This is a genomic window from uncultured Tateyamaria sp. (genome assembly GCF_947497045.1).
In the GTDB taxonomy this organism is placed as follows: domain Bacteria; phylum Pseudomonadota; class Alphaproteobacteria; order Rhodobacterales; family Rhodobacteraceae; genus Tateyamaria.
Genome location: NZ_CANMEU010000024.1, coordinates 1 through 9,043 on the forward strand (window position 1 = coordinate 1; position 9,043 = coordinate 9,043).

9 protein-coding genes and 1 pseudogene are annotated in these 9,043 nt (G+C 50.3%); 4 read left to right on the plus strand and 6 right to left on the minus strand.

Features of this window, described 5'->3' with window-relative positions; translation table 11 throughout:
* Together Q0859_RS21025 and Q0859_RS21030 are read left to right on the plus strand one after the other, a co-directional pair.
* Window positions 1-775, plus strand: a 775-nt coding sequence (locus Q0859_RS21025; RefSeq protein WP_299155039.1) for a tyrosine-type recombinase/integrase, incomplete at its 5' end; no start/stop codon positions are given.
* Window positions 776-1,089: 314 nt separating this feature from the next.
* A complete protein-coding gene (locus tag Q0859_RS21030) occupies window positions 1,090-1,923 on the plus strand; it encodes a hypothetical protein (protein ID WP_299155042.1) in 834 nt (277 codons plus the stop codon).
* Window positions 1,924-1,926: 3 nt separating this feature from the next.
* On the opposite strand, the gene Q0859_RS21035 is transcribed toward Q0859_RS21030, so the two are convergent.
* Window positions 1,927-3,342 carry an FAD-dependent oxidoreductase gene (locus Q0859_RS21035; protein WP_299155044.1) on the minus strand — a complete coding sequence of 472 codons (1,416 nt, stop codon included), beginning with the start codon at window positions 3,340-3,342 and terminating at the stop codon, window positions 1,927-1,929.
* Window positions 3,335-3,946, minus strand: coding sequence for an AAA family ATPase (locus tag Q0859_RS21040; protein ID WP_299155046.1), 612 nt, complete (start codon window positions 3,944-3,946; stop codon window positions 3,335-3,337). Before Q0859_RS21040 ends, Q0859_RS21035 begins: the two co-directional genes overlap by 8 nt.
* A gap of 262 nt (window positions 3,947-4,208) precedes the next feature.
* On the opposite strand from Q0859_RS21040, the gene Q0859_RS21045 reads away from it, so the two are divergent.
* Window positions 4,209-4,790, plus strand: coding sequence for a recombinase family protein (locus Q0859_RS21045; protein ID WP_299155048.1), 582 nt, complete (start codon window positions 4,209-4,211; stop codon window positions 4,788-4,790).
* On the opposite strand, the gene Q0859_RS21050 is transcribed toward Q0859_RS21045, so the two are convergent.
* Window positions 4,783-6,315: a DNA methyltransferase gene (locus Q0859_RS21050; RefSeq protein ID WP_299155060.1), complete on the minus strand. Its 1,533-nt coding sequence runs from the start codon at window positions 6,313-6,315 to the stop codon at window positions 4,783-4,785. The two genes, Q0859_RS21045 and Q0859_RS21050, sit on opposite strands and share 8 nt — an antisense overlap.
* A 144-nt stretch (window positions 6,316-6,459) precedes the next feature.
* Window positions 6,460-7,659: a hypothetical protein gene (locus tag Q0859_RS21055; RefSeq protein WP_299155051.1), complete on the minus strand. Its 1,200-nt coding sequence runs from the start codon at window positions 7,657-7,659 to the stop codon at window positions 6,460-6,462.
* Between the two features lie 271 nt (window positions 7,660-7,930).
* On the opposite strand from Q0859_RS21055, the gene Q0859_RS21060 reads away from it, so the two are divergent.
* Window positions 7,931-8,158: a hypothetical protein gene (locus Q0859_RS21060; protein WP_299155054.1), complete on the plus strand. Its 228-nt coding sequence runs from the start codon at window positions 7,931-7,933 to the stop codon at window positions 8,156-8,158.
* On the opposite strand, the gene Q0859_RS21065 is transcribed toward Q0859_RS21060, so the two are convergent.
* Both Q0859_RS21065 and Q0859_RS21070 read right to left on the minus strand, forming a co-directional pair.
* Complete coding sequence (locus Q0859_RS21065; protein ID WP_299155056.1) at window positions 8,159-8,548, minus strand: hypothetical protein; 390 nt, start codon at window positions 8,546-8,548, stop codon at window positions 8,159-8,161.
* Window positions 8,517-9,043, minus strand: a pseudogene (locus Q0859_RS21070) (heparin lyase I family protein); the annotation flags it as partial. The pseudogene Q0859_RS21070 and the gene Q0859_RS21065, both read right to left, overlap by 32 nt.

Sequence of the window (9,043 nt, forward strand, 5' to 3'; positions counted from 1 at the left end):
GGTTACGATGAGCGAAAGACACTCCCTTAGCAAAACAATGCTGTCTGTCTCAAAGGCCGTGACGGGTTACAAGGCCGACATCTACGATGCGATGGAGAAGAACCGGCATCGCGTCCGGTTTGCCAATTACATCCCCACTGCGATCAGCATGCTATCCAAACTTGCGATCCGCAGGCGGTGGCGCAAGGACAATCCGGCGATTGATATTGAGCCGTTGAGGGTTCCGAAGGATCGGCAAAAGCCGCACCTGCCTTGGACAGATCAGGCGGTTGAGAAGATGCGCGAAGAGGGCGAACCCTTGCCCCGTTTGATTTTTGAGATCGGCGTGGGCAGTGTGCAACGCCCTGGTGACTGGGTGGACTTCCAATGGGGTGACTATGACGGGGACACCCTCAAGTTGCGGCAAAACAAGACCGACACAGCCCTTTCATTGCCCTGCACCATAGGGCTCAAGGCGGCGCTGGATGGCGCGAAAGCTGATCTGGGGTTCGCGCCGCACCCATCGCGGCACATCCTGACGCGAGCTGATGGGTCGAAAATGGACTATCATGCGATGGCCCGCGTCATGGTACGCGAGCGTAAGCGCTTGGGCCTTATGGCCCATGACCAGCATGCGCTGCGCTACCGTGGGGTGATGGAATTGGCGTGGGCGGGTTGCACTGACGATGAAATCGCCAGCTACAGTGGTCACACATCCAAAGAGATGATCATCAAATATGCAGGGGAGGCGCGGCAAATCATGCGGGCGCGACAGGCAGCGGCAAAGCGCAAATGACCCCGAACAGAACAGGCACAGAACGTGAAACTGATACCAGAGGTGATACCTAATGAGCAGGAATTTTCGTAACCCATTGATTTTATTGGAGGCGAGTACCGGACTCAAGGCGTGATTTGGTTTATGCATTTAAAAACAGTTGGTTGCGTCCCTTTCGTGGATTCCTTTTCGCACAAACTTTCGCACAACCCATCGTAGGTTGCGCTGCGCAACATGTTTGGAGTTGGTTTCCTGGGTACCTATTGCTTGGAAAGTGCGGAGGTTGCCGATATCACATTAGTTGTAAGATCGAGTTTTCCCTTGGGTCCTTTTAGATGAAAAAGTTTCAGGCATCATATTCCGCATCCGCTAAAGATGATCCGATTAGGCTGACACCGCTTTCTGTGCATGCACCAAGTGATACACAAAACGAAAAAATTATAGTATTTGTCCATGGCCTCAATGGTGAAAGATATGCGACATGGGGTAAGTTACCAGAACCATTGTTTGCAAAGTTTCAAGATTGGGACTTCGGATTTTACGAGTACGCCAATGGTTTCAAGAGGCTAAATCCCTTCAAGTCGCTATCGTTGGAACAAGAAGCACAGGTTTTGGTTGATACACTGAGGGACAGTGAGTACCGCGAAATCATCCTAATGGGACATAGTTTGGGTGGGGTGCTAATACGAATTGCAATCACCAAGATGATCGAGATGAACCTCGTAGACTTGTTGTCACGAATAAAGGTGGTTTTTCTTTTCGCCGTTCCTCAATTGGGTGCGCACTCACTACCAATGCTGGTAAGTTTTTTGAACTCCGACGCGGCAGCACTTTCCCGAAACAGTTTAATGATCCGAAGGACTACTAGAGTTTTTCTTGATCATTTGAATACTGATGAAGTCAAAGCTGATAGCTCAGACTCAACCTGGATTCCTGTCTACTGCATTCAAGCTGCTGAAGATTTTTGGGTCGAAGAACTTAGTGCAACCCTGAATATCAAGTCACATATGCGCAAGGTTGTCCGCGATTCACACACGGGAGTGGTTAAGGGAGTAACGGATGAAGTTGGGGATTGGATAACGCTAAAGATGGGTTTTCTATTCCCAGAGCATGCGAAACCAAAAGTTAAAAATGAACGTATGATAAGGCACGGTCCAACAACAATCTAATCGCTATTCCGCCGCGATTTCTGTTGTTGGGAAATGCACACCCTCACCTCGCAAGATGCCATCCGCCGCAACAAGACCGCTTACAGCAGCTTGAAAGTTGCCTTGTGCTATCCCAACTGCATCACCTGCTAGGTAAAGTCCAGGTACATCAGTTTGAAGGTTCTTACTTACGTCCGCTGTTGGCCAGAAAAACTCAACTTCAGGCCCCACGCAGCTACCCTCTGCCAGCAATTGATTAAAAGAGAATGGCGAGTTTTCTTCAATACCCTCTAATACGTCCTGAATGGATTTCTTCAGTGCGGTATGTTGTGAAGCGGAAAACAGTTTATCCACTCTACCAGAGCGGACATCTCTAACCGAAACTCTAGCAAGTTTATCATCACTGCAATTTTTCATGAAGCTACCAAGGCTTTGTACGATGGGCTTACCTGCGCACTCGTCAAAATAATGCCGAAGGAATATCTGGTTGAGCCAGTTTGTATCGCAATCATCTGAAAGCTGGACTAGAAGCCCTAAATTTCCGTAGGTTGTTCCACTTACATGGCTTGGTTTCTCGCTCTCATAATTTGCATGTCCGTCAAGAAGTGTCACAGGATAGTCGAACTGCTTGTCATAGTGGCAGAACTTTAAACGACCTCCCATTTCACCTGAACTGGAAAAGCAGAACGATTTGATCTTATGCTCTCCATAGGTCTTGGAAAATTTGAAGTCTTTGTGAGCATGAAACATCGAAACAAGCATGTTTGCGGGTAGTTCTAACCTCAAACCAATGGAAATTTTCGGCTGACTGGTTGTGATGCTCAAATCATCAGAATTTTCGAGGATAGAATTGAAGCCAGTTCTACCAGTGGCAATAATTACCTTATCGAACACTTGGTTTTTCTCAGTCCTATCTGCCGTATGTACTTCGATACCCGTCGGCGAATGTGAGAGCCTTAAAACCCTTGTTCTAGCATGAAACTTGTGAACTTTTTGGGCTATTAATTCGAACTTGTCATGAAGCTTACCTACACCCTTCGGGTCAACCTCATGAATAGGGTAGTGCCTCAGTTCTAAATTTCCAAAACGTTCAGTGGTGCTTGCGGCAAAGTTCTGGCTTCGAACGTCGAAAAAATCCATAGCCCGACCCTGCGCAGCGGCAGCTTGTCGTACCCCGATATGTTTCAACAGCCGCCTGCCAGACGGGAACATGCTGAGTTTAATGCTGTCATCGGGCTGTATGCACCCACCGATGCCACTTAGAACGTTGCAGGTCCCCGAACAACCGTTGCAGATGAGGGACCTATCAACTGGACAAATACGCGCTTTGCTACGTCTTCCAGTTTCAAAGAGTTCGACTTTGAATTTTGTAAATTGAGACAAGTAGTCTGCTGCTGCGAGACCAGCGGGACCTGCGCCAATGATTGCAACTCTAGTCATCAATATGGACTCCAGTCTCCTTCGAGATAAAGTCGGCAGCCATCTTGACACGGGCCTCCACCGAACCGCGTACTTTGACGACCTTAGTTCCGTAGTTTTTCTCAGCTTCCCGCAGCAATTCAGAAAACTGTTCGTTGATGCTGGCTTGGTATGCCTCATCCATCACTCGTTTTCCGTCATACTTCATCTCAAATTCGGGGATGCACTGCACGTATACTTCTACAAAATTAAGTTCCAAAATCCATTGTTGGCGAAGGAAGTCGATAAACATGTCGGGTATTTGAGGGCGCGGCAGTCTGCTGTTTACCAATGCATAGCAATAAGCATCGATCAGTGAGCGATCTGAAACAAACGCCCTAGGTTCTCGCAACCCATCATTGAGCATAGACACGTATTTTTTATTAAGTTCGATGTAGGACTCTTTGCTTGCATTTTTGCCAAGCGGGTAGCCTTCATTGATGACTGCGCCAGCAATGGAGTTGATATACTGGAAGACTGTTCCAAAATGAATTTCGAGTCCGTCGAACAGGCTTGTTTTCCCGCTACAATCGGCTCCTACGATAGCGATACCTCTTGGCAACGCTTTGTGGGTATTATCACTCATCAACCAATCTCGTTTTTCTTATTCAAAGGAACCTTAGCAAAAGTATGCGATGAGGGCGCAGTCGTTTCAAGAGCAGAGCGTTTGTTTGTAACTACTGTAGCTAAGGCTGTTGTGATCGAAAACGGTCGTTTGCAAGCATCTCGATTGTACCTGCTCGTCAGACCGATCCTGGCCAGGAAAACACATGGCGTGAACTTCGCGATACCCCCTATCGAATCCTGATCACGGTCCAAGTAGAACTCTGATGAGTTTTGAGAGGGGGATGCTATTGAAGATCGGGTACGCACGAGTCAGCACGGATACACAAACACACGATGGCCAGATCGCAGCGTTGAAGGCAGTTGGTTGTGATAAGATTTTCACGGAAATCGCATCTGGTGCCAGAAAAGATCGTCCCGTACTTGCACAAGCACTCGACTATCTTCGTCCTCATTCCGATGACGTTCTGACCGTCTACAAGCTCGACCGCGTTGGCCGCAGCTTGCCGCATCTGATCCAGATCATGGATCGGCTGGAAACGGATAGTATAGGCTTTCACAGCGTCACAGAGGCTATCGACACCAGCACACCAGGCGGACGCCTTCTGTTTCACTTAATGGGTTCGCTGGCGGCATTTGAGCGGGATTTGGTCGTGGAACGGACCAAGGCAGGATTGGCCGCTGCAAAAGCCAAGGGTCGTGTTGGTGGTCGCCCCCGTCAAATGACGGATGACAAGATCAATGCGGTTCGGGAACTGCTGGCGTCTGGTACAACCGTCAAAGACGCAGCAGCAGCGGTTGGTGTGTCAGTGCCGACATTATACCGCTGGGTGCCAGGATCATCCCGCAGCACGGCCATTAGCTGATCTGAAGCCTTTGACGTGCAAGGTCGAGATACCCATCCGACAGGTCGATGCCGATCCCGTGCCGCCCCAGCTTCTGAGCAACGACAACGCTCGTGCCAGTGCCAACAAATGGGTCTAGCACCACGCCCGATGGCGGGCATGTCGCCCTGATTGGAATGTCACAAAGGTCCTCAGGGAAAGCCGCATAGTGGCCGCTGCGGCCTTTTGATCGGTCGGGTGCGATATTCCAGACATCTCCCATCATGCTGCCGTCAGGATCATACCGCAGTAGGTAATAACCCTGCTGGTCCAGCTTGGATGCGCGGGCTGAGATACTCTGACTGTCGGAATGCGTCACACGTCCACCACGTAATACCAGTCTGAAGTCGTGGAGTTTACCCTGTGCGATCTCGTCGAAGGTTGCTCTTACTTCATAGGACGCCTTGCTCTTCTCATCATCAGAAAGCTGATCGTTAATGGCAATGCGTTCCAGACATGCGTCAAGTGTCAGCCCCGTCGCTGTCGCGATCTGCGGCTGATCCAACCTCGCTGGCTTTGCTGCCAGTCGGATCGGATCGTGGTCATGGTAGTAGTCTTCTGACTTCACCAGATGAAACAGATGTTCATGGCGATGGGAAAGACGATTGTTGGATCGGTTCAGTGAACCACCTGTCTTCGACCAAATCACATCATTGCGGATCAACCAGCCACAATCCTCCACCAATCCAAGAACCAGCCGCCATGGTATCCCCTGCATCGACCGCTGGTGATAGGTGTCGTCAATATTGACCCACAACGACCCAGATGGCTTCAACAACCGATGCACCTGCTGAAACACGGCCCGAAGGCCAATGAGATAGTCTTCAACGGTTTGTTCTTCACCAATCCCACCCGCTTCATAGGCCCGCTGCTGCCAATACGGAGGCGATGTGATGGCACAGTCGATGATATTTGAAGGCATTCCCCGCAAAGCATCCAATGCATCAGACTGGATGAGGGCAAATTGCGGTGCCTTGTCAGCCCGTGCAATCAGCACCCGCTGCAATTCCACATCAACCCTATTGTAGTTCCCGTCGTCGGGTACACCACGGCTGTTGCATAGGATCGGTTTCAACTTCAATTCATGCATACATCGCAGCAGCGTCTCGACCCGCCCCGTGAAATCTCTCTCCAAGGCTATGATGGTTCTGTGACTTACGCCTATCCGTTCGGCCATAGCACGTTGGCTGATACCTAAGCGTTTGCGACGCTCAGCGATTGATAGGCCGTGGTGTTTTCCATTTCGACCGTGCCATTCAATGGTGACCCCCAATGCGTCGACATATTGTATTATTGATCGCAGAGTTCCTTTGCCGCCTTCCAATTTGGATACGGTAGGAACCGAAAGGCCCGACAATCGCGCTGCATCCTCCAGGCGAAGACCGAGACGCTTTCTCTCTGAGGGTAAGATGGCCGTGAAGTATTGATGCATATTTTTGAAATCATAGGGACTTTGAAAAAAAGAAATATGCATCACCGAAGGTGGCGACAAGCCTTCATTGTTCACCAACACAATAGCGGTGTGAAATTGGGATGATCTGATCAATTCTTTCTTTTGATCGGGCTAATGCGACCGTTCTTTGGCCGCTAGGATGCGATGGCCGCCAAATTCTCTGAAGATTGGTTCCATCTACACCCTTCAGTACGTCAACTATTCCAGCACCGCATCCGCATAGTCAAAGAAACAAGGGCTTTCAGGGCTGTCGTCGGCGCACCAGTTCTTTACTAGGGACAAAGCCTGAAGGAAGCGATCACCTGTAGCAAGACCAAGTTTGACCCACTTGCTAGGCTTCTGAATGACCTTGATCATCCCTGATCTCCACATGTGCAGAAACCACTCAGCATAGGCGTCACCGTCTTTGTTCTTCTTGATCCATTCAAGACGTTCAATCAGTAGAAGCTCATCAACCCTATCCTGATCAATCTTTGCGCCAGTCACAGAAAGTGACTTACCCATGGAGAACGACTTGTTCCGCTTTGTCCAAGTTTTCGACAGACGGGCATGGGCGACAGTCGCTTCTTCACGTTGCCTAGCAGTGTCGAACTTGATCTCAACCTTATCCATGGCAGCATATTCCAAGTACCCCTGACCACCACGAGTCCGTTCACCATCTTCGGTTTCTTCTTCAGGCTGAACCTTTCTGACGCAAACACGATGACTGCCAGGGAACGCATCAGCAACGATGTCACGCACCTGCCTCTTGGTCAGAAACGGATCAGAGATGTCGCAGTGGATGTGGAACAATGCGAACAGTTCGTCTGGGCGGTTCACGGGATCAAATCCGTCAGGCCATTCATCCATCGGGAACATCGTTTGCAGGTACGCTGCCGTTTTCATCACATACGAAAACATGCCTTCGATCTGGACACCGAATGAGAACCCAACCAGCTTACATCGTAGTTTCTGCCTCTGGAGATCGGCTGCAAGTTTCAAGCATCCCCAAGCAGGCACGATGCAAAGATTGATGGTTGTCGGATGACGCATCACGTCTGGAAAGCCCGCCTTCTTCGCCTCCATACGTGCACCAGCACGGTTGGCATACGAACATCCGACCTCAAGTCCGCATTCGTTGAAGCCTTCTGGTGACTTGTAGTCTTTGCGGCCACCTGGCTTTCTGCTGGCATTGGCACGACGTGTGCGACGTGGTGATGCGTGTTCACAGGCGGCTTTGTACTGGGCCTCTAGCTTATCTTGTTCATGCAGAACCGACATCAGGGTCATATCCCCAGTGATCTCTGCGGTGCTGCGCAGTACCCGTCTCTTGTTCTTCTGATCGGCCCCAAGGCCCGCTTTGCCGATGTTAATGGCAGCAATGCTGCTTCTCATCTGATGAATGTTTGGTCTCGTCATTGTTGGATATCCTCATACTCGTGATTGGCTCGACCCAAAGAACTTAGTGAGATCGAAGGCGATGCGGTGACATTGGCCAGATTTTTCTTGGATGTGGGGGTAGCGAAGCTGCACTGATGCAGGTCCAACATCAATAATGCTGAATGTGTGAGTAGTTGTGACGCCATGAAAATCTCCTCGGTTGCAATGCATTTGCTGTGCATCGGTGGCGAGGTATTTGGGCGTTGGTGACGAATAATGTGTGCGGTTCTCTCGCTGATTGCGAACGTCAATGGAAACCTACAGCAACCGCAATGCAGTTGCCCTTCAAACCCTAAATACAGGCAAGGAGGATTGCATCATGTCAGATCGCAAACAGGTCACCATTCGCGCCGTCAAGACGGTCACCTACGACCGTTTGAGAGAGGTTAAGGAAGCATCTCGCATCCCATTGGGAGCGTTGCTCGACGAAGCCGTTGAGCAGTGGTGGCACGGCCTACCCGAAGCTGAAGAGGCATGATCAGGTCAATGGTGCAACATACTGATGGATCAGCTTGAGGATATCAGGAGTGCCATCACGTGGATTTGCATATCCTGTCTCCCGCTCACATTGGGCTGCACAATCACGGTACGTCTTGACCCCCAACAAAATCCGACCTGTGAAGCTGTCAGGCCAGTCGATCATACTGAAGGCGGAATCGACATAAGGTTCCATGATCTCATCATATCGGGCTTCTGCAATCATCCGTTTCTTCCTTCGGTAAAGTTCAGGAACATTTAGGCGGCGAATGCCAAGTTCAGACCTGATTACATTTCGCTGAAGCAACCTTTCATAAATGGCCTGTCTTTGGTCAGGGCCGACCAATCGACGGGTGCCTTCAATCAACAGGTGGCAACCCAGCAGATTCACGCACTCTGACATCCACGTCCTCACGTCGCGATCCAGCCAGCATCTCGTCATAGAAGATCACATGGGTCGGGAGGCGATCATGTATACGCAGGTAACGACTAACGAATGAGTTATAGATTCCATATTTGAAGCCGATCTGCTGATTACGGCCCCATAGGCTCGGATGCATCAGTGGGCGGTTCCGTTCGCAGAGCAGGACACCGTTGCGGTATAGCTGGAAGTACACATCTTCCCCGCCTTCGCCATAGTGGGCATAGACGGTCACATCATTCCATCCGCCACGCCACATCGCCATGGAGCCGAGGCTGCAATAGGTGTCGTCGGAATAGAGGATATAGGGGTTGTCGTTGAACGTCAGTTGCCACAGCGGCATCCCTTCGCCCTCGACCTTAGCCTGTGACAAGTGCGTATTGGCCCGCCTGTAACCCGTCACGGCCTTTGAGACAGACAGCATTGTTTTGCTAAGGGAGTGTCTTTCGCTCATCGTAACCCTTG